General features: G+C 70.9%; 20 protein-coding genes. 9 read left to right on the forward strand and 11 right to left on the reverse strand.

Features of this window, described 5'->3' with window-relative positions:
* Positions 1-1,044 carry an aldo/keto reductase gene (locus tag EL493_RS00215; protein ID WP_019049413.1) on the reverse strand — a complete coding sequence of 348 codons (1,044 nt, stop codon included), beginning with the start codon at positions 1,042-1,044 and terminating at the stop codon, positions 1-3.
* A gap of 82 nt (positions 1,045-1,126) precedes the next feature.
* Here EL493_RS00215 and EL493_RS00220 point away from each other — a divergent pair, with 82 nt between their 5' ends.
* Positions 1,127-1,738 carry a TetR/AcrR family transcriptional regulator gene (locus EL493_RS00220; protein WP_019049414.1) on the forward strand — a complete coding sequence of 204 codons (612 nt, stop codon included), beginning with the start codon at positions 1,127-1,129 and terminating at the stop codon, positions 1,736-1,738.
* On the opposite strand, the gene EL493_RS00225 is transcribed toward EL493_RS00220, so the two are convergent.
* Positions 1,739-2,494, reverse strand: coding sequence for a hypothetical protein (locus EL493_RS00225; RefSeq protein WP_019049415.1), 756 nt, complete (start codon positions 2,492-2,494; stop codon positions 1,739-1,741).
* 43 nt (positions 2,495-2,537) lie between these two features.
* Positions 2,538-3,128, reverse strand: a complete 591-nt coding sequence (locus EL493_RS00230) for a TIGR03086 family metal-binding protein (protein ID WP_019049416.1) — start codon at positions 3,126-3,128, stop codon at positions 2,538-2,540.
* Positions 3,129-3,284: 156 nt separating this feature from the next.
* On the opposite strand from EL493_RS00230, the gene EL493_RS00235 reads away from it, so the two are divergent.
* On the forward strand, positions 3,285-3,530 hold the full coding sequence (locus tag EL493_RS00235; protein ID WP_022566190.1) for a hypothetical protein: 246 nt from the start codon (positions 3,285-3,287) through the stop codon (positions 3,528-3,530).
* Here the strand turns inward: EL493_RS00235 and menD are convergent.
* The 3 genes from menD to EL493_RS00250 form a co-directional block, all read right to left on the reverse strand.
* Complete coding sequence (gene menD, locus EL493_RS00240; protein ID WP_030201202.1) at positions 3,527-5,158, reverse strand: 2-succinyl-5-enolpyruvyl-6-hydroxy-3-cyclohexene-1-carboxylic-acid synthase; 1,632 nt, start codon at positions 5,156-5,158, stop codon at positions 3,527-3,529. The two genes, EL493_RS00235 and menD, sit on opposite strands and share 4 nt — an antisense overlap.
* A 249-nt stretch (positions 5,159-5,407) precedes the next feature.
* The gene (locus EL493_RS00245) at positions 5,408-5,686 is read right to left on the reverse strand and encodes a hypothetical protein (RefSeq protein ID WP_019049419.1); all 279 of its coding nucleotides are present in this window, start codon (positions 5,684-5,686) and stop codon (positions 5,408-5,410) included.
* Positions 5,687-6,061: 375 nt separating this feature from the next.
* Positions 6,062-6,508, reverse strand: a complete 447-nt coding sequence (locus tag EL493_RS00250; RefSeq protein ID WP_019049420.1) for a DUF6918 family protein — start codon at positions 6,506-6,508, stop codon at positions 6,062-6,064.
* Between the two features lie 141 nt (positions 6,509-6,649).
* Between EL493_RS00250 and EL493_RS00255 the strand changes: the two genes are divergently transcribed.
* The 5 genes from EL493_RS00255 to EL493_RS00275 all read left to right on the forward strand — a co-directional run bounded on the left by EL493_RS00255 (position 6,650) and on the right by EL493_RS00275 (position 11,236).
* Positions 6,650-7,543 carry a 1,4-dihydroxy-2-naphthoyl-CoA synthase gene (locus tag EL493_RS00255; protein ID WP_030201205.1) on the forward strand — a complete coding sequence of 298 codons (894 nt, stop codon included), beginning with the start codon at positions 6,650-6,652 and terminating at the stop codon, positions 7,541-7,543.
* A gap of 12 nt (positions 7,544-7,555) precedes the next feature.
* On the forward strand, positions 7,556-7,948 hold the full coding sequence (locus EL493_RS00260; RefSeq protein ID WP_019049422.1) for a VOC family protein: 393 nt from the start codon (positions 7,556-7,558) through the stop codon (positions 7,946-7,948).
* Between the two features lie 271 nt (positions 7,949-8,219).
* Entirely contained in the window at positions 8,220-9,353 is a 1,134-nt protein-coding gene (gene menE, locus EL493_RS00265; RefSeq protein ID WP_019049423.1) for an o-succinylbenzoate--CoA ligase, read from the forward strand.
* 75 nt (positions 9,354-9,428) lie between these two features.
* Positions 9,429-10,415 carry a daunorubicin resistance protein DrrA family ABC transporter ATP-binding protein gene (locus EL493_RS00270; protein ID WP_019049424.1) on the forward strand — a complete coding sequence of 329 codons (987 nt, stop codon included), beginning with the start codon at positions 9,429-9,431 and terminating at the stop codon, positions 10,413-10,415.
* Positions 10,412-11,236: an ABC transporter permease gene (locus tag EL493_RS00275; RefSeq protein ID WP_019049425.1), complete on the forward strand. Its 825-nt coding sequence runs from the start codon at positions 10,412-10,414 to the stop codon at positions 11,234-11,236. Before EL493_RS00270 ends, EL493_RS00275 begins: the two co-directional genes overlap by 4 nt.
* A gap of 31 nt (positions 11,237-11,267) precedes the next feature.
* On the opposite strand, the gene EL493_RS00280 is transcribed toward EL493_RS00275, so the two are convergent.
* Complete coding sequence (locus tag EL493_RS00280; RefSeq protein WP_022566188.1) at positions 11,268-15,065, reverse strand: AfsR/SARP family transcriptional regulator; 3,798 nt, start codon at positions 15,063-15,065, stop codon at positions 11,268-11,270.
* 115 nt (positions 15,066-15,180) lie between these two features.
* Between EL493_RS00280 and EL493_RS00285 the strand changes: the two genes are divergently transcribed.
* Positions 15,181-15,639 (forward strand): SRPBCC family protein, encoded by a 459-nt coding sequence (locus tag EL493_RS00285; protein ID WP_019049427.1) that lies wholly within the window; start codon positions 15,181-15,183, stop codon positions 15,637-15,639.
* A gap of 28 nt (positions 15,640-15,667) precedes the next feature.
* Positions 15,668-16,537 carry a 1,4-dihydroxy-2-naphthoate polyprenyltransferase gene (locus tag EL493_RS00290; RefSeq protein ID WP_019049428.1) on the forward strand — a complete coding sequence of 290 codons (870 nt, stop codon included), beginning with the start codon at positions 15,668-15,670 and terminating at the stop codon, positions 16,535-16,537.
* Positions 16,538-16,555: 18 nt separating this feature from the next.
* Here EL493_RS00290 and EL493_RS00295 read toward each other — a convergent pair whose 3' ends face one another.
* The 4 genes from EL493_RS00295 to EL493_RS00310 all read right to left on the reverse strand — a co-directional run bounded on the left by EL493_RS00295 (position 16,556) and on the right by EL493_RS00310 (position 18,395).
* On the reverse strand, positions 16,556-16,942 hold the full coding sequence (locus tag EL493_RS00295) for a phage holin family protein (RefSeq protein WP_019049429.1): 387 nt from the start codon (positions 16,940-16,942) through the stop codon (positions 16,556-16,558).
* A 62-nt stretch (positions 16,943-17,004) separates the two neighbouring features.
* The gene (locus tag EL493_RS00300) at positions 17,005-17,580 is read right to left on the reverse strand and encodes a Clp protease N-terminal domain-containing protein (protein ID WP_019049430.1); all 576 of its coding nucleotides are present in this window, start codon (positions 17,578-17,580) and stop codon (positions 17,005-17,007) included.
* Positions 17,580-17,801: a hypothetical protein gene (locus tag EL493_RS00305; protein WP_019049431.1), complete on the reverse strand. Its 222-nt coding sequence runs from the start codon at positions 17,799-17,801 to the stop codon at positions 17,580-17,582. Before EL493_RS00305 ends, EL493_RS00300 begins: the two co-directional genes overlap by 1 nt.
* 51 nt (positions 17,802-17,852) lie before the next feature.
* On the reverse strand, positions 17,853-18,395 hold the full coding sequence (locus EL493_RS00310; RefSeq protein WP_019049432.1) for a dihydrofolate reductase family protein: 543 nt from the start codon (positions 18,393-18,395) through the stop codon (positions 17,853-17,855).
* Positions 18,396-18,405: the final 10 nt, after the last annotated feature.

The following is an 18,405-nucleotide window of genomic DNA, read 5'->3' on the forward strand; positions in this document are numbered from 1 at the left end:
TCACGCCGCCCGGACCGCGGGCGGGTTCAGCCGGGCGAAGTCGGGCAGCCGGTGGTACGGGTAGTACGGGTACGGCGGCGTGGTGGCACTGGCGGCGTCGAGCGCGGCCAGGTGTTCCGGCTCGAGCTGCCAGCCGACGGCACCCAGGTTCTGGCGTAGCTGCTCCTCGTTGCGGGCACCGATGAGAACGCTGGCGACCGTGGGCCGGGTGAGCAGCCAGTTGAGCGAGATCTGCGGGACGCTGCGGCCGGTCTCCTCGGCGATCCGGTCGAGCACGTCGACGATGTCGTAGAGGTGCTCGTCCTCGACGGGCGGACCCGCCTGCGCGGTCTCGTGCAGCCTGCTGCCCGCGGGGAGCGGCTGACCCCGGCGCACCTTGCCGGTGAGCCTGCCCCAGCCCAGCGGGCTCCACACGATCGCGCCGACACCCTGATCGACGCCCAGCGGCATCAGTTCCCACTCGTAGTCGCGACCGACGAGCGAGTAGTACACCTGGTGCGCGACCGGCTTCTCCAGGCCGAGCGCCTCGGCCGTGGACAGCGTCTTCATCAGTTCCCAGCCGGCGAAGTTGGAGACGCCGACGTAGCGGATCTTGCCCGCCCGCACGAGATCGTCCAGCGCGGTGAGAGTTTCGGCCAGCGGGGTGCCCGCGTCGAAGGCGTGCAGCTGGAACAGGTCCAAGTAGTCGGTATCGAGGCGGCGCAGCGACGCCTCGACCGCGCGGATCAGCCGGGCCCGGCCCGCGCCCGCCTCGTGCGGGCCGGGACCGGTGGGCAGGGCCGACTTGGTGGACAGCAGCACCTGCTCGCGCCGGCCCTTGATCGCCGCGCCGAGCACCTCCTCCGAGGCGCCCTCGGAGTAGACATCGGCCGTGTCGAAGAGCGTGACGCCCGCCTCCAAGCTGATGTCGACCAGACGCCTGGCCTGCGCCGCGTCGGTGTCGCCCCAGGCGCTGAACAGGGCGCCGCGTCCGCCGAAGGTGCCCGCGCCGAAACCGAGCGCGGGAACCATCAGACCCGATGCGCCGAGCCGCCGGTACTCCATGAGAACTCCTAAAGGGTCTATAGTTCCGTTAACACTTCGGACAGTACACCTGTCGCGCGCTAAATGAAACTGGAGTTCCGTTATGAATCACGACATCGCCTGGCCGGGCTCTGTTCGCCCAGGTGGGCGCACCGCCCGGGTCCGCGAATCGGTGTTGCAGGTGGCCGGGGACCTGCTCGCCGATCGCGGCTTCGCCCAGCTCGATCTCACCGAGATCGCCGCGACGGCGGGCGTGGGCAAGACGACGGTCTACCGCCGCTGGCGCACCCCGGCGGGCCTGGTCGCCGATCTGCTCGTCGACATGGCCGAGACGTCGCTGCCCCGCTCCGACGCGGGCAGCCTGCTCGACGACCTCACCGCCAACGCCCGGCTGGTCGCGCAGACCCTCGCCGATCCCCGCCAGGGCAACCTGTTCCGCGCGGTCATCGCCGCGGCCACCGCCGACGAACTCACCGCCACCGCACTGCACACCTTCTACGACACCCGGCTCACCGAGTGGGCGCCGTGCGTGGCGGCCGCCGTCGAGCGCGGCGAGGCGCCGCCGGGCACCGACCCGAGGGCGGTGCTGTCGGCGGTTTCCGCGCCGCTGTACTACCGGCTGCTGGCCAGCGGCGACCCCATCGACGAGGCGGCCGCCGACCAGTCGGCGCGGGCGGCCACCCTCGCCACCATCGGGGGCGCCTTCGTCCGCTAGCTACTTGGTGACGAATCCGCCCAGTACGCGCTGGTATTCGGCGAGATCGGGCTCGGTGTGGATCTTCGGGTCCTCGCCCTTGGTGAGCACCGAATACGGGCAGTCGGGCGTCGACTTGCCCGACATCCGCACCGTGGCGACCTCGCGGCCGGTCCTGGCCTCGCGGATGGTCACCTCGTAGCGGCCCTGGTAGAGCGGCAGGCTGCTGCTGGTGAACTTGCAGTCGGTGAGGAACGGGCCGTCGTCGGGTTCGTCGAGGCAGGCGATGAGCTGCACATCGGCCGGTTTCAGGCCGCTGCCGCCCCATTCGCGCGGCGTCTGCGAACCGCCGAGCTCCGCCTGCGAGACGCCGACCTGGTCCTGCACGAAGGCGACCACCGGATGCGGTGCGGGCCCGGTGAATTCGGCCGAGCCGGGGAAGAACTTCCCGCCCATGTCGTGACAGGCCGACTCCATGTCGCGTACTTCGGCCAGCGTGCCCTCGTACGCCTTGGGCGTCCAGAACGTCCAGTACACCGCGTAGCCCACCGCGCCGAGGACGACGACCAGCGCGATCACCCCCACCGCGCGCGATTGCCTGCCGAACAGCGGACCGGTGGCGCCGGTGCGTTTGCGCACCGTCACGACGACGATCGCGATGATCGGTGCGAGCGCGAGCAGCGCGAAGATCACCCCCACCACCGCACTGCCACTGGTGAAGGCCATCCAGGAGAACAACCCGGCCAGGCCCATCAGAATCAGAACAACTTGCAGCACAACAAAACCCCCCAGGTTTTACGTCGAACGTGCTGCGACCGTATCAAACCCCCCGGTCCGCAGCGAGGCGCCAACCGGGGTCGCGCCCGGTCAGACCGAGCAGCCGTTCGAGGGCGGGCGCGTCGTCGGGCACCGCGACCACCGGGCCGAACAGACCGGGCGTGCCCGACGGGTCGGTGTCGCGCAGGAATTCGTGCAGGATCGGCAGGTAGCCGGGATCGACGGTCACGGCTTGCCCGGTGGCACTGGCCAGGTCCCACGCGTGGATGGTGACCTCGTCGAGCGCGACCATCGCCATGACGGGCGCGGGCATCACCACGCCGCCCGCCTCCGCGTCGCCGTCCCAGGCGGCCGGGACGCGCCAGGCCTCGGTGAGCGCCGCGAGGTGGGCGGGGATCAGCGCGCGCCACTCGGCGGGCAACGCGTCGTCCAGGCTCGGCGGCGCGGAGTTGCCCGCGGATTCCTTGGTGGCGGCCTGCCGGAAGGCCTCGGTCAGCCCGACGACGTGGGCGAGCAACTGGCGCACCGAGGTGTCGGCGCACGGGGTGGGCGCGTCGAGCTGGTCGTCGGCGATCCCGGCGACCACCGCGCCGAGAGTGTGGGCGGCGGGGGCGAAGTCGAACTGCGGTTCCATGGGCGCTCCTGAACGAGACGGACTCCTACACCGGTACAGACGACACGGGCGCCGCGAACTCATCGCCGAGCGGGTTGCCGAGCGGCCGGGATCGGCGCACCCTGGTAGGCGGAACGATCAGCGACACCCGTGCGACCGCCGACCGAGGAGCACCCGATGATCGACTACGAATCCGCCCGACCGCTGGACGAGGTCCCCGAGGCCGACCGGATCGAGCAGGAGCAGTCCGCCTTCGCCGGCAACGATCCGGACGATCCCGCGTACCTCGACACCGCCGAATACTCCGACGAGGTGGCCGCCACCGTCGACCGCGACGCCGACAGAGCCAATCCGGCCGATGTGCTCGAGCAGACCATCGAGGTCCCCTACGACGACGAATTCGACGAGGGCGAGGAGCCCTAGCCCTCGATCTTCGCGCGCACGGTGGCGTGCAGTTCGCGCAGGCTGGACCGCTCGGTGGCGACCTCGAGCACGCGCAGCCCGTGCGCGTCCGCGGTCAGTTCGACCGCCAGTTCCTCGGGGTCCACCTGCCGGTGTGGGATGCGGTAGGCCGCGCACAGCGCGGCCAGATCCATGCCGTGCGGGGTACCGAAGACCCGCTCGAAGACGCCCGCGTACTGCGGGTCGCCCTGTTCGAGCAGCTCGAAGATGCCGCCGCCGTCGTCGTTGGCGACCACGATCGTCAGGTTGTCGGGGCGCGGTTCGCCGCGTCCGATGAGCAGGCCGGACGCGTCGTGCAGGAAGGTGAGGTCGCCCATCAGCGCGACCGTGCGACCCGGATGGGCCAGTGCCGCGCCGACCGCGCCGGAGACGGTGCCGTCGATCCCGGCGACGCCGCGGTTGGACAGCACCCGCACGCCGGGCCGGGGATGGGAGACCAGCGCGGCGTCGCGCACCGGATTGGACGCACCGAGCAGCAGCTGATCGCCCTCCCGCAGCGCGTCCATGACGACGGCCGCCACATGCAGGCCGGTGGCCTTGGGATGGGTCGCGAGTTCGTCGCGCACCACGTCCTGGGCCTGCCGGTTCAGTTCGGCGCAGCGCGTGAGCCATTCCGGTCGCGGCGCGCCGGTGGTGACCGCGCGGGTACCGGTGCCGACGACATTGCCGGAGACATCGGGCCAGCGCGGACCGGTGGTGAGCGCGAAGACGGTGACCTCGGGATCGGCCAGTACCCGCGAGACCTGCCGGTGCAGGGTGGGCCTGCCGGTGATGATCGCCTGCGTCGGCTTCAGCAGCGGCAGCGCGAGCGGGTGCAGGGCCGGGCCGTGCATGGGTGCGGTGGGTTCGGCCACCGTCGGCAGCTCGGCGAGTTCGGGCAGCAACCGCGCGCCGTGACCGGAGATGACCACCGTGTCGGGCGTCAGGTCGATGTCGAGGGGCACGTCGAGGGTGGCGTACTGGGTGGCGGTCCACGGCCGGTCGGCGTCGCGGCCTGCGGGCAGCGGATCGTCGGACAGCTCCGGCACCAGCGGTTCCCGCAGCGGGATGTCGAACTGCACCGGCCCGGCGTTGCCGGATCTGGTGCCGCGGGCCGCGGCCAGCACCCGGCACACCGAGGATCGCCACACGCTGTTCTGGCGCGGGTACACCGACTCCCCCGCCTCGGCCTCGGCCAGACCCAGGCTGATGGTGGCGCGCACCTGCGAGCCGAACAGCCCGAGCTGCTCCACGGTCTGGTTGGCGCCGGTGCCCAGCATCTCGTAGGGCCGGTTGGCGCTCACCACGATCAGCGGCACCCGCGCGTAGTTGGCTTCCAGGACCGCGGGGCCCAGGTTGGCGACGGCGGTACCCGAGGTCATCACCACCGGCACCGGCCGTCCGGACGACACCGCCAGGCCGACCGCGAGGAAGCCCGCGGTGCGCTCGTCGATGCGCATGTGCAGCCGCAACCGGCCCGCCGCGTCGGCTGCCTGCAGGGCGAAGGCCAGTGGGGCGTTACGCGATCCGGGACACAGCACCACCTCGCGGACGCCGCCGCGCACGAGCTCGTCGACGACCACTCGTGCCTGCGCAGTTGACGGATTCACAATCCCAGACTGTCAGACCGGTCGGCACCCGTCTGCCCCCGGCCCGCGTTGTCTACGTCACCGGGTCCGCGCAGGGCACCACCATGAACACGGCCGACGAATACCGGAGAATAGCCGGACACAGGTTCTCGCATTTTCACAGCTTTGCAATAAGAAGGTAAAAGAAAAGAAATCCGGCGGCGGGTTCGGCACCCGCCGCCGGATTTATCGGCCGCGTCGAACAATAGCGGCCGGCACTGCACGATCAGATCATTCGGCGGGCGCGGCGAGGCCCTGGAGGCCGGTCACGGACTCGATGATGTTGAGCACCGCGGAGGTGGCGCTGTCGACGGCACCGCTGCCGGACTCCAGCACGCTCGAACCGGCGGCCGAGCCGCTGAGCACGTCGGCCGAGCCCGAGGACAGCCCGGCGAGCTCGGCGGATCCGGTGCCCGAGCCCGTCTCGGCGTTGGCGGCGGCCGGGCCGACGAGCATGACGGCGGCGGCAGCGGTGAAACCGGCGGCGGCGAGGGTCTTGCGAGAGATCATGAAACCTGACTTCCTTTCGACCTGCGCAATGCAGTCATTTACGTCCGTACCGAGCGGAAGGAACATTTCCGGGGAAATAGCTGTATCGAACCGCTCGAGGGCAACGTAATCGATCGGATGCGGCATTAGCCAGTCGTTCGCGAGCCGACGGAAAAGACGGCAACCCGCATTTTTCCTGCTGTTCACCCCGGGGGTGTGCTCGCTCACAGCCCGGCGCCCGGAATCACGCTCCGACCGGGCCTGCGCCCGCGCGGCGGAAACCGGCGTGAGTGTGGTCACCCCGGCACGCGAAAGGCCGGTGCGATCCGGGTGGACACCCGATCACGCACCGGCCTCTCGTGACGATCTCAGCGCGGGGGCCGCCCCGCTGGGGACTCAGCCCGCGTGCTTCTGCACCAGGTCGGCCACGCGCGGCAGGGCCTCGACGACGTGCTTCTTGGCCGAACCACGCATGGAGGAGTACACCTTCTGCAGGGCGGGACGGCTCGACGCGTCGGCGCGGGCGTCGGTCACGGCCAGCAGCGACTCGGCGACCTCGTCGGACTTCGAGGTCAGCAGGTCGGCGAAGGTGCCGGTGCCCGAGGTGGTGAATTCGGCCCAGTACGGCTGGAGCTGGTCGAGCAGCTTCGGCGCCAGCGAGGCCAGCGCGTCGGGGACGATGGTCGGGCTGATCTTCTTGACCGCCGCGTAGCCACCCTTCACGGCCAGGCCGGACGCACCACCTTTGTCCGAGACCTCGGCGTCGAGAACCTCGACGGCGTCGGCAAGGAAAGCCGGACGCTTGGTGTCGTCGAGCAGGGATTCAGACAGCGCTGCAACCACTTTCAGGTTCCTCCGGATCGGTTCGTTGAACGAGCAGCCGCAACTATACGCACAGGGTCGGCGAAACACGCGCCGACCGCTCGAGCTGCGGTGTTACGACCTCGTACCGGTCCGCCGGACGGTAGGGCAATAATCGTGGTCGTGACTTTCGATCCGAAGCTGTGGCGGCCCGTCCCCGGGTTCGAGGACCTGACCGACATCACCTACCACCGACATATCGAGCAGGGCACGGTGCGGGTGGCGTTCGACCGGCCGGAGGTGCGCAACGCGTTCCGTCCACACACCGTCGACGAGCTCTACCGTGCGCTCGATCACGCGCGGATGTCCTCGGATGTGGGCGCGGTGCTGCTCACCGGCAACGGACCGAGCCCGAAGGACGGCGGCTGGGCCTTCTGCTCCGGCGGCGACCAGCGCATCCGCGGCCGCAACGGCTATCGGTACGCCAGCGGCGAGACCGCCGACACCGTCGACGCGGCCCGCGCGGGCCGGTTACACATCCTCGAGGTGCAGCGGCTGATCCGCTTCATGCCGAAGGTCGTCATCGCGCTGGTGAACGGCTGGGCGGCCGGCGGCGGCCACAGCCTGCACGTGGTCTGCGATCTGACGCTGGCCTCGCGCGAGCACGCGCGGTTCAAGCAGACCGACGCCGACGTCGGCTCGTTCGACGGCGGGTACGGCAGCGCCTACCTGGCCAAGATGGTCGGGCAGAAGTTCGCCCGCGAGATCTTCTTCCTCGGCAGGCCGTACACGGCCGAGGAGATGCACCAGATGGGCGCGGTGAACAAGGTCGTCGACCACGCCGAACTGGAGAACGTCGCCCTGGAGTGGACCGCCGACATCAACGGCAAATCGCCCCAGGCGCAACGGATGCTGAAGTACGCGTTCAACCTGCTCGACGACGGCCTGGTCGGCCAGCAGCTTTTCGCGGGCGAAGCGACCAGAATGGCCTATATGACCGATGAGGCCGTGGAGGGCCGCGACTCGTTCCTGGAGAAGCGCGAGCCCGACTGGACCCCCTACCCCTGGTACTTCTGAGAACGGACTGCCATGGACATTCTCAACAGCCGGATCATCGTGCGGCCCAGCGACTATGCCGCCACGCTGGCGTTCTACCGGGACGGCCTCGGCCTGGCGATCGCCAGGGAGTACCCGGGCGGCACGGTGTTCTTCGCCGGTCAGGGGCTGCTCGAGGTCGCCGCGCACGGTGGCAGCGGCGAACCCGGCCGCTTCGACGGCGCGATCTGGTTGCAGGTGCGCGATGTCGCCGACGCGGCGGCGGAGTTGGCGCTGAAGGGAATTCCGATCGAGCGCGCGCCCGTGCTCGAGCCGTGGGGTCTGTGGGAGATGTGGCTGCGTGACCCCGACGGCGTGGCCATCGTGCTGGTACAGGTTCCCGCCGAACACCCGATTCGGCGGGATCCGCGCTGGTCGGCGGAGTGAACGAGGGGCTGTGGAGCCGGACCCGAGTTGCCGAACCGGGTCCGGCCGCGCACGATAGCTGCGAGCAAGCGCCCGACCGTCGTCGTCCGGACCGCAGTGCGAGTTCTGTCCGTCTACTGAATCGCAGCCGCTATGCCTTTCGTACCGTTTCCCGGCAAACCGACCCGTTGGCCGGGTCTCGTCGGCCACATGACACGATCGAAGCCGTGAGGGAGCGCAACAGGCTGTATCGGGAGGTGGTGGCGTGAGTAGGACACTGCGGACGCTGCAGATGCCGACCGGTTCCGGTGTCGGCGAAGTGCTTCCCCATCTGCGCCAGGCCCTCGACGGCAACGGCCCGGCCTGGCTGCCCATCCCCACGACCGATCGCCGTGAGGCGCGCAGGCTCTCCGACGCGCTGAAGCCTGGCGACCCGATCGACGACGACGTGGCCCTGGTGGTGACCACCTCGGGCACCACCGGCATCCCCAAGGGCGCGCTGCTGGGCGCGGAGGCCCTGCGGGCCAGCGGAAACGCCACCCACGACCGGCTCGGCGGGCCGGGCAGCTGGCTGCTGGCCCTGCCGACCCATCACATCGCCGGCATCCAGGTGCTGCTGCGCAGCATCCTGGCCGGAACCGAACCGACGGTCCTCGACGTGTCGGGTGGTTTCCTGCCCGAGGCGCTGGCCGGTGCGGTCGCCGCGATGCGCGGGCCGCGCCGCTACACCGCGCTGGTCCCGACGCAGCTGATCAAGTCGCTGGATTCGCCGGTGGCGGCCAAGGCGCTGGCCGAGCTCGACGGCGTGCTCGTCGGCGGGGCGGCCACGCCGCTGCCCGTCTACGAACGCGCGCGCGAGGCGGGCATCACCGTCGTGCGCACCTACGGCATGAGCGAGACCTGCGGCGGCTGCGTCTACGAGGGCGTGCCGCTGGACGGCACCGAGGTGCGCATCGAGGACGGCCGGGTCCTGCTCGGTGGCGCCATGATCGCGCGCGGCTACCGCAACCTGCCCGATCATCCGGCCTTCGCCGAGCCCGGCTGGTTCCGCACCGAGGACGCGGGCGTCTACACCGACGGCGTGCTCTCGATCACCGGTCGTCTCGACGAGGCCATCATGACCGGCGGCCTGCTGGTGATTCCGCAGGTGGTGGAGGCCGTGCTGGCCAATCACCCCGGGATCAGCGAATGCGTGGTGCTCGGTCTGCCCGACGAACGGCTGGGTCAGCGGGTGGCGGTCGCCATCGTGCCCGCGCCGGGCGCCGCGCCGACCCTGGACGAGATCCGGGCGCATGTGGTGGCCGAACTCGACTCCATCGCCGCGCCCCGGGAGCTGGCGGTGCTGGCCGAACTCCCGCTGCGCGGTCCGGGCAAGCCCGACCGGGTGGCCCTGCGCGAACACTTGCTGGCGAACTCGCGACACTGACTCCCCGTCCCCTTGCGTGGCCGACGCCATCGCCACGCAAGGGCCGTGCAAGACGGGCCCGGCACCGTAGGTCGCATGACTTACACACCCACCACAGCACCGGCCGTCGAGGCGGACGGCCTGGTCAAGGTGTTCGGCAAGCAGCGCGCCGTGGACGGAGTGAGCCTGGCCGTGCCGCGCGGCTCGGTCTACGGCGTGCTCGGACCGAACGGCGCGGGCAAGACGACGACCATCAGGATGCTGGCGACGCTGCTGCGTCCCGACGGCGGTAGCGCGCGGATCTTCGGCCACGACGTGGTCGAACGGCCCAACGCGGTGCGCTCGCTGATCGGCGTCACCGGCCAGTACGCCTCGGTCGACGAGGAACTCTCCGCCACCGAGAACCTGATCATCTTCGCCCGGCTGCTCGGCCTGAGCCGGGCCGACGCCCGCCGCAGGGCCGTCGAACTGCTCGACGAGTTCGACCTCGCCGAGGCCGCGAACAAGCCGCTGAAGAACTTCTCCGGCGGCATGCGCAGGCGGCTGGACCTCGCGGCTAGCCTGATCTCCACCCCGCCCCTGCTGTTCCTCGACGAGCCGACCACCGGTCTCGATCCGCGCACCCGCGCGCAGATGTGGGACACCATCCGCAGGCTGGTCCGCGAGGGCGCCACGGTCCTGCTGACCACCCAGTACCTCGACGAGGCCGACCAGCTGGCCGACCGGATCGCGGTGATCGACCACGGCCGGGTGATCGCCGACGGCACCGCCGACGAGCTCAAGGCCTCCATCGGCGGCTCCTCGGTGCACCTGACGCTGCTCGACCGCGCCCAGCTCGACGAGGCCCGCCGCATCGTCGGCGACTTCCTCGGCGTGGCCGCGCAGATCAGCCCGGAGGCGGGCAGGCTCACCGCGCCGCTGCCGGATCCGAACCTCACCGCCGACCTGCTGATCCGCCTGCGCGACTGGGAGATCGGGGTCGAGGAGATCACCGTCTCCAAGCCCACCCTCGACGAGGTCTTCCTCACCATCACAGGCCACCCGGCCGACGAATCCGACGACACCGAACGGAGCGCGGCATGACCGCTGTCCTCACCGCTCCCGCGGCCACCCCCGACGTCGCCCAGGTCAGCGACCGGGTGGGCCTGCGCGAGACGATCTCCACCTCGTTCACCATGGCCTACCGCGGCCTGCTCAAGATCAAGCACAATCCCGAGCAGCTGTTCGATGTGACAGTGCAGCCGATCCTGTTCACCGCGCTGTTCACCTACATCTTCGGCGGCGCGATCTCGGGCAGCGTCGACAACTACCTGCCCGTCCTCATCCCCGGCATCCTCGTGCAGACCGTCGTGCTCACCTCGGTGGTCACCGGCACCCAGCTGCGCGAGGACATGGACAAGGGCGTGTTCGATCGCTTCAAATCCCTGCCCATCGCCCGGGTCTCGGCCCTGGCGGGCGCGCTGCTGGCCGACATGGTGCGCTACGGCATCGCCTCCACGCTGACGATCATCGTCGGGCTGTGCCTGGGCTACCGGCCCGGTGGCGGCTTCGCCGGCGTCGTCGCGGCCTGCCTGGTGGTCGTGGTGTGCTCGTTCGCCATCAGCTGGGTGTGGGCGCTGGTCGGCGTCACCGGTAAGAGCGCCGCGTCGGTACAGGGCATCTCGATGATGGTGATGTTCCCGCTGACGTTCATGTCCGGCGCCTTCGCCCCGGTGAGCACCATGCCGGGCTGGATGCAGGCGATCAACCACGCCAATCCGGTGTACTACATGGTCAACACCTGCCGAGACCTGATGAACGCCAACATCTACAGCAGTGACCTGGTGTGGTCGCTGCTCGGCTCGCTGCTGGTGATCGCGGTGTTCGCGCCGCTCACCGTCCGCGCCTACATGCGCCGGGCCTGAATCCGGCACGCCCCCAGCGGCATCCGACCCGTCAGGGTCGGGTGCCGCTGTCGCGTCGGTCCAGGCCGATGGTGAGCGCGACGATGCGGGCGGCCGCGTCGAGACGGCGGATGCCGGTCGACCGCCGCACGGCTTCGGCCAGCGCTTCCGCGCCCACCGTGTCGCGGTGGAAGGCGAGGTGGCGCGCCATCTCCATCGACGGATAGTCCTGCCGGGCCACCGAAGTCACCGCGAGGGTGAGCAGTTCGAGTCCTTCCGGACGACCCGGTTCGGTCGCCAGCAGATAGGAGCCGACCGCGCAGGCGACCCCGCCGATCTGCGGCAGGTCCAGGTACTGCGACAACCGCCGGTCGGTGGTCGCGACGATCTGGGTCACCAGGTCCGCGGCGTCGGCGGCCCTGCCGTGCAGGACGTGCGCGCTGACCGCGGCGGCCGACACCATCATCGCGCCCGGGCCGGGGCTCAGCTCGAATTCCGGCCAGCCGATCAGTTCCAGCGAGCGGCGGTAGTGCCGCAGGCCCGCGTCGATCTCGCCGTCGGCGAGCTCCAGTTCGGCGAGCGCGGTGGCGACGCCGGAGAGCCGGTGGTTGCGGCGGATGGTGGGGTCGTCGACCTGGCCGAGGCCGGAGTCCGCGGAGTGGACGACGAGATCGAGTTCCGCCCTCGCCTCTTCGCGCCGGCCGCAGCCGATCAGGGCGGCGGCCAGGTAGCAGCGGCTCTCCAGGATCTCGTCGTGCACCCGCAGGCGATGCATCTGGGTCAGCGCGCGGCGGTAGTAGGTGACCGACTCGGCGTAGCGGGCGGACTGGCCGCACAGCTGGGCCAGGTGCTGGCACACCATGGACGTGCCCCAGACGTCCCCGCTCTCCAGATCGGTCAGCGCGAGCAGCGAGTCCCGGGTCGACCCGACCACATTGCCCGCGTTCTCCCAGAAGTTGGCGCGGGCCACCAGCGCGGCCACGCGCGCGGTCGGCTCCGGCGAGCGGACGCCGTCGGCGAGCAGCCTGCCGATGCGTCCGCGGTTGAGCCGCACCGTGATCAGCCTGCCGAGCAGGCGCAGCCCCGGATCGAGGCCGGGGTGGGCGAGCAGCCGCCGGGCACGCAGCCGGGCAATCGCGACCGGGCGGACGTCACCGCCGTTGTGGAACATCAGATGCAGGCAGGTGAGCATGTGCGTCACCATCTGCAGATCCGCGTCCAGCCCGGACACGGGTGTGGGCGGCGCGATCGCGACCAGGCGCACCGCCCAGCCGATGAACTCCAGGTGCGCGCCGCGCATCACCCACACGGTCGCGGTCACCGGGAACACCGTGTACACGGTCTCGACGTCGGCGTGCGCGGTGGCGGTGCGCAGGATGGCGACCAGGTTGTCGAGTTCGGCGGTCACCGCCAGCACGACGGGAACCTGCTCCCCGGCCCGGTATTTTGCGACGGCCTCACGCACGAATCCGCGGGCCCAGCGGGCCATCCGATCACGCACCAGCGCCGTCTCGGCGCCCGCCGAGGTGGCGTCGATCGCGTCGAGCTGTTCGGCGCCGAATTCGCGCACCGTCTCGAGCATGCGGTAGCGGATGCCGGTGCCGTCGGGATCGTCGAGCACGGTGAGCAGCGACTGTCCCACCAGGCCCTCGATGGCGGCGGCCACGTCGGGTACCTCGGGCCCCGCGCCGACCACCTCGGCCGCGGACAGCGTGAATCCGCCCGGGAACCGCGACAGCCTGCGCAGCACCACCTGCTGATCGGGGTCGAGCAGATTCCAGCTCCACGCGATCACCGCGTGCAGGGTGCGGTGCCGGTGCGGCGCGGTCCGGTCACCGCTGCGCAGCAGGGCGAACCGGTGGTCGAGGCGGGATTCGATCTCGGCGACGCTCATCGTGCGCACCCGGGCCGCCGCCAGTTCGATCGCCAGCGGCAGGCCGTCGAGTGTGCGGCACAGCCGGACCACGGTCTCCGGGTCCAGCCGCACGTCCGGGCGGACCGCGCGGGCCCGCGCCGAGAACAGGTCGGTCGCGGGCGAACCCGCCGCGTCGATCGCCAACGGCGCCAGCGGGTAGACGGATTCGGCGGTGATCGCCAGCGGTGACCGGCTGGTGGTGAGCACGGTCAGCTGCGCGCAGCTGCCGACCAGATCGGCGACGAGTTCGGCGGCCGACTCGACCACGTGCTCACAGTTGTCCAGGATCAGCAGCATCGGCCGGGCGTCGAGCGCCTCCTGCAACCGCCTGCGCGCGTCGATCTGCAGGCCGAGCCGCAATCCGCCCGGCTCACGCATCACCTCACCGAGTCCCATCACGTGACCGATGGCGGCCTCGATGTCGGCCCGCGCCTTCGTGCTCGCCGACTCGGCCTGCACCGGCGCCAGCTCCACCAGCACCACCGGCAGCATGCCCGCGAACCGCTCACCGACCGCGTTCGCGACCCTGGTCTTGCCGGTGCCGCCCGGTCCGAGCACGGTCGTCACCCGCGAGCGCCGGGTCAGCTCGGCGATCGCGTCCAGATCCGCGGCCCGGCCGAGCAGCTCGTTGGGCGCGGCACGCAAGCCGAGCGCGGACAGCGACGGCGTGCGGCCCTCGGCCGCCCTCGCGTCGACCACACCTGCGACGGCGCCCCCATCCACCGCGCCTGACATACCGGACGTTCCGTACGCGCCCGCCGAGCCTGCCGTCACGGGCGTTCCGTACGCGCCCGCCGAGCCTGCGGTACCGGACGTTCCGTACGCGCCCGCCGGGCCCGCGGTACCGGACGTTCCGTACGCGCCCGCCGGGCCCGCGGTACCGGCCGCGTCGAGCAGGTCCCCCGGGTGGCCGAAAGTGTCGGGTGTTCGGGCCGGGCTTGCCGGGCCGGACGCGTCTGCTGTTCCGTGGGCGTCTGCGGTTCCGGGCTCAACTGGCGATCGGGGCTCGCCGTGGCCGGGCACGGCGGCGGCCTGGGGGCGTGCGGGGGGATCCGGAGGGGTCGGCCCGGTGCGCGCGACCGCCTGCTCGCCGGGCTGGGTGACGGCACCGGAGCGCACTGAGCGGGCTCCCGGCAGCTCGATCGGTTCGCCGCGCAGGACGGCGGTGTTCAAGGCGATCAGCGCAGGTCCGGGGTCGGCGCCGAGTTCCTCGATCAGGCGGATCCGGTAGGCGGCGAAGGTGTCGAGGGCGTCGGCGGCGCGGCCGTCGGCGGCGAGCAGCCGGATGAGGGTGGTGTGGGCAGCCTCGTCCAGTGGGTTCGCGGCGGCTTCGGCGCGGGCCAGGGGCAGCGCGGCGGCCAGGTCCCCACGGGCCGTGTGGGCGGCGAGAGCGACGCGGGTGAGGTCGCGGCCCAGCTGGCCGGCGGCGGCGCGCAGGTCCTCGGCGGGGCCGGAGTCGGGCAGGTCGGCGCCGGGCTCACCACGCCAGAGGGCACGCGCGGCACCGATCGCGGTCAGACCGGCGTCGATGTCACCGGCCGCGAGCAGTTCGTCGGCCCGGCGGGCCAGAGCGGCGGCCGCGGTCAGGTCGACGGCGTCGGTGGGCAGGGTGAGCCGATACCCGGCCGGGCCGATCTCCAGCGCGCCCTCGGGCAGCAGCGCCCGCAGCCGGGAGACCTGGGTATGCAGCGCGTTCATGGGTGCGCGAGGCGGCTGATCGCCCCACACTTCGTCGACGAGGCTCTGCGCGCTGCGGGCCCGGCCCGGCCGCACCGCCAGCGCGGTGAGCAGCACCCGCGCCCGGGCGCCGGGCAGCGCGACCAGCTCCTCGCCGCGCCGGATCGCGATCACGCCGAGCACACCCACGACCGGGTGGGAAACCGCCACCGACACGGTGGAATGCGGCCCGTCCGGGCCGAGGTGCTGTGCAGACATGCCGCAAGTCATCGTAGGCGAGTGCGCCGACGGGCTCCCGGTTCGCGCGGACCAGCCGACACAGCGGTCCGCGCGCGCCACGAAATTGTCACCGGTCGGGCTTAGGCTGCTGCGCATGGGCGACTTCGAGGTGACCCGGCGCACGACCATCGCCGCCGACCCCGCGCGAATCCACGGTTTCATCGACAACTTCCGCCAGTGGCGACTGTGGTCGCCCTGGGAGGACGCCGACCCGCAGCTGGCCCGCACCTACACCGGGCCCGAATCCGGCCTCGGCGCCCGCTACACCTGGCGCGGCAACCGCAAGGCCGGCGCGGGCGCGATGGAGATCAAGGCCGACGCCGAGCGCGAGATCGGCATCGAGCTGGTCTTCGAGAAGCCGTTCAAGGCCACCAACTTCGTCACCTTCACCCTCACGCCCACCGCGGGCGGCACCGAGGTCACCTGGCGGATGACCGGCACCCACTCGGGCCTGATGGGCATGCTGGGCAAGGTGTTCCCGATCGACAACCTGATCGGCAAGGACTTCGACAAGGGCCTGGCCCGGCTGAAGACGATCGCCGAATCCGCCTAGTCTCGGCACCGGGGCTAGGCTTCGATCCATGGCTACAGCAGCGGAATGGATCGAGGGCGCCCGGCCGCGGACGCTGCCCAACGCGATCGCACCGGTCATCGCGGGCACCGGCGCGGCCGCGTCGATCGACGGCGCCGTCTGGTGGAAAGCGATACTGGCGCTGCTGGTTTCGCTGGCCCTGATCGTCGGTGTGAACTACGCCAACGATTACTCCGACGGCATCCGCGGCACCGACGACGTGCGGGTCGGCCCGCTGCGGCTGGTCGGCTCCAAACTGGCCTCCCCCACGGCCGTCCGCACCGCCGCCGTGCTCAGCCTGGCGATCGGCGCGGTGGCCGGCCTGGTGCTGGCCGTGACCACCGCCTGGTGGCTGGTGCTGATCGGCGCGCTGTGCCTGGCCGGCGCCTGGTTCTACACCGGCGGTAGCAAGCCGTACGGCTACAGCGGTTTCGGTGAGATCGCGGTGTTCGTGTTCTTCGGCCTGGTCGCGGTCCTCGGCACCCAGTACGTGCAGGCGCTGCGGGTCGACTGGGTGGGGCTGTTGCTGGCGATCGGCGTCGGCGCGTTCTCCAGCGCCGTCCTGGTGGCCAACAACCTGCGCGACATCCCCACCGACACCGAGGCCGGAAAGGTCACCCTCGCGGTGAAACTCGGCGACGCGCGCACCCGCACCCTGCACCTGGTGCTGCTGGCCGCGCCGTTCGTGATCAGCGTGGCGCTGGTGGCGCGCACGCCGTTCGCGCTGGCCGGACTGCTGGCGTTGCCGCTGGCGATCCGCGCCAACGCGCCGGTGCGCTCGGGCAAGGGCGGGCTGGAACTGATTCCCGCCCTGCGCGATTCCGGGCTGGCACTGCTGGCCTGGTCGGCGCTGAGCGCGCTGGCGGTCGGGCTCGGCTGAGCCCGGCCGGCGCACCGGCTAGTCGTCGCCGTCCGGGACGATGATGCCGAGGACCCAGTTGACCAGCGAGATGATCACACCGCCCCAGAACGCCGCCCAGAAACCGTCGACGCGCAGACCGTAGTCGGACAGTTCGGTGATCTTCGCGGTCAGCCACAGCATGCCCGCGTTCACCAGCAGCAGGAACAGCCCGAGCGTGAGGATCACGAACGGCAGGGACAGGAGTTTGACGATCGGCTTGATGAGGGCGTTCACCGCGGTGAACACCGCCGCGACGATCAGGATCACCAGGGCCTTGCCCCAGTTTCCCCAGTCGGCCGGGACCAGGATGTCGATCTTGTCGATCCACGCCGCCGCGGCCCAGATGGCAATGGCGTTGATGACCAGTCGAATGGCTAGCTGCATAGAGCCATGCTAGGCCCGGAAACGGACATTGCGGCGGGTCTGACACACACCCGGTACAGAATTCACGCGGCCCGGTCGAGTAGTCCGTAGAGGTCGGCGCGCAACGCGGCGGCGCCGTCGCGACCGCCGAGCAGGTCGGTGGTGGCCGGATCGGCGGCCCGCAGGATCCCGAGCAGCAGGTAGGTCGTGGAGATCTCGCGATCCTTGCGGTGAATGGCTTCGCGCAGCGCGAGTTCGAGCGTCTTCTTGGCCGTCCGCGTGAACGGGATGTGCCCGGCGCCGAGCATCCGCCCGAGAACACCGCGCTTGCTCTCCGGTTCGGCCTGCTCCCACGCCGCCGCCCCGAAGTTCTCGGCGATGCTGGCCTGGACCGCGTCGAGGTCGATGCCGATCGAACGCAGCGCCGCGGCGTCGTCGGCGCCCAGCGGGGTGGCGGTGGTGCCACGGGCGAGTACGGCGCGCACGCTGTCGGCGGTGATGCCGCGCGCGTCGAGCACGGTCCGGAGGGCGGGGCCGGCGTTCGACACGACGCCGAGCAGCACGTGCTCCGGCCCGATCCGGTCGGCGCCCAGGTCTTTGGCCTCGTCCTGGGCGCTCACGACCGCCACCCTGGCATCTCGGCTGAACTTCTCGAACATCAGCGGGTACCGCCCTTCCGGTTGTGTTTCTGATGCACCGCCTGCTTGCTCACCTCGAGCGCTTCGGCAATCGCCTGCCAGGACCAGCCGTTGGCTCTGGCATTGGCCACCTGGATGGTTTCGAGCCGGTCGGCCAGCCTGCGCAGCGCGAGTACCGCCCGCAGGCCGACCGCCGGATCGGGATTGCCCGCCGCCGAGGCGAGCGTCGTTGCATCGGTCATGGCGTCAATTTTGATTGACGATCCCCCGAGTTGTCAACAAAAATTGACGAATCAGCTCAGCCGGTAGACCAGCTTCGCGAACTGCCCCATCCGCGCGACATCCACCAGCCGCAGCCGATCGGCCAGGATTCGGCGCGGCAGCAACGGCGCACCACCGCCCAGCGTCACCGGCGTGACGCCGACGATCACCTCGTCGAGCAGGCCCGCGTCGGCGAACTGCCCGGCGAGCTCACCACCGCCCAGAATCCAGATGTCGCGATCCCCCGCCGCGGCCACCATCTCGGCATGTATCGACGCCACCGGCCCCTGGACGAAACGCACCCGCGCGTCGGGAATCGCGGGCAGCTCACGGTGCGTGAACACCCAGGCGGGCCGATCGCCGTAGTTCTCACCCCAGTGCCCGGGCGGATCGTTGGCCGCCATCCACTCGTAGGTCGTCGCACCCAGACACAGGACACCGACCTCGCGCAGGAACTCGTCGATATCGCCGGTGGCCGGCTCGGCATCGGTCACGGCCATCAGCCAGTCCAGCGAGTTGTCGGGGTCGGCGATGTAGCCGTCGAGACTGGCGGCGGTGTAGTAGCGGGTCGTCATGACCACCGAT

It is taken from the genome of Nocardia asteroides, assembly GCF_900637185.1.
Taxonomy (GTDB): domain Bacteria; phylum Actinomycetota; class Actinomycetes; order Mycobacteriales; family Mycobacteriaceae; genus Nocardia; species Nocardia asteroides.